Source organism: Bartonella sp. MU37NMGALS (assembly GCF_042194015.1).
Classification (GTDB): domain Bacteria; phylum Pseudomonadota; class Alphaproteobacteria; order Rhizobiales; family Rhizobiaceae; genus Bartonella; species Bartonella grahamii.
In genome coordinates, this window is sequence record NZ_JBHIML010000095.1 from 1 (window position 1) to 1,134 (window position 1,134).

Annotated in this window: 2 protein-coding genes and 1 pseudogene; all 3 read right to left on the reverse strand. The window is 40.2% G+C overall.

The genetic code is table 11. The features are described from left to right. Positions 1-109 precede the first annotated feature (109 nt). Positions 110-310 (reverse strand): annotated as a pseudogene (locus tag ACFIJP_RS09240) (hypothetical protein); the annotation flags it as partial. Positions 311-325: 15 nt separating this feature from the next. Further along, positions 326-511 (reverse strand): hypothetical protein, encoded by a 186-nt coding sequence (locus ACFIJP_RS09245; protein WP_375627124.1) that lies wholly within the window; start codon positions 509-511, stop codon positions 326-328. Positions 512-526: 15 nt separating this feature from the next. Then, positions 527-1,134: phage antirepressor KilAC domain-containing protein (locus tag ACFIJP_RS09250; protein ID WP_375627126.1), on the reverse strand; the 608-nt coding region annotated here is incomplete at its 5' end.

Below are 1,134 nucleotides of genomic sequence, written 5' to 3' on the forward strand. Positions count from 1 at the left end.
AAGCCCCCAAGGTTACCTTTCTTGACGCCACCAAAATCTCTTAATGCTCTAATTCGGTGAAGCGTAAATCCATCAACATTAATTGTTTCATCTGTCAGTTCATATTTTTTCATCTGGTCTTTTCTCCAGTTGATATGGCGTTATAGTCATCAACGTGTGCGCTACGGTAAACTTCTGCATCACCGTAAACTTTTGCTTCTCCATAAATTTCTGCACGACCGTAAACGCGCGCTTCATCGAAAACGTGTGCGCTCTCGTAAACATGTGCATTATCGGAAACTTTTGCTTCATCGAAAACAAGTGCATTGCCATAAACACGTGCATCTCAAAAAACACAAGCCTTATACCAAATCCAACAATTGCCCTCATGGGATAAGTTGCCTTCATGCTCTATAAGACCGCCTAGGTCGTCTGCTTTAATACCACCAAAGTCTCTCAGTGCACGAATACGGTGAAGAGTTTTGCCATCAACCTCCGTTGTTTCATCAGTAAATTCGTATTTTTTTTGCATGGTTACATCCCTTAATTAATGCATGGTTTGTCTTTTAAGCTCTTGAGACAGCACACCAATTCCTTTTGCTGTGATTTTTGCGCAAGGAATGACTTTTTCTATTCCACTTGCGGTTTGAAGTGTGATGGTTGGACAATCCATAAGTTTCTTTTGGATTTTGTCTTGATAAGGAAGCAAATTTCCACCTGCTGCTCGTCTGTAAACCCAACCTTTTTTCTGTAAGAAGAGAATGAATTGTTTTGGTTGCATCTCGAGTATTTTAGCGGCTTCTGTAAGACCAAAGAGTCCATTATGACGCTGTAAGCTTTCAAGAGCCATGGCTTTTGGTGTTAAATCTTCAATGATGGTGTCTTTTTGATCTATTTGACCTTGTAGGTAATTCAAAAAGCCAATCATAGCCTTTGGACTTGAATAGTCGATTTGTGGTGTTACTGCTTGCTTTTCCAATTCTTGCCAACGGTCTATAATCCTAGCGCGTAATGTCATGCTGTAACCCGAAACTAAAATGAGGCATTCACGTTTAGGAAGGTTGTAACAGTTTTGGGGCTTACCCTGTTTATCTAAATAGGTGGATCCAAATTTGGATTGACCCCCTTCAGGATATAATTCTCCTAACATTTGTC

Bases quoted from the DNA above. Each gene is read 5' to 3' on its own strand.
- ACFIJP_RS09245 (WP_375627124.1), bottom strand. From the start codon at position 511: ATGCAAAAAAAATACGAATTTACTGATGAAACAACGGAGGTTGATGGC.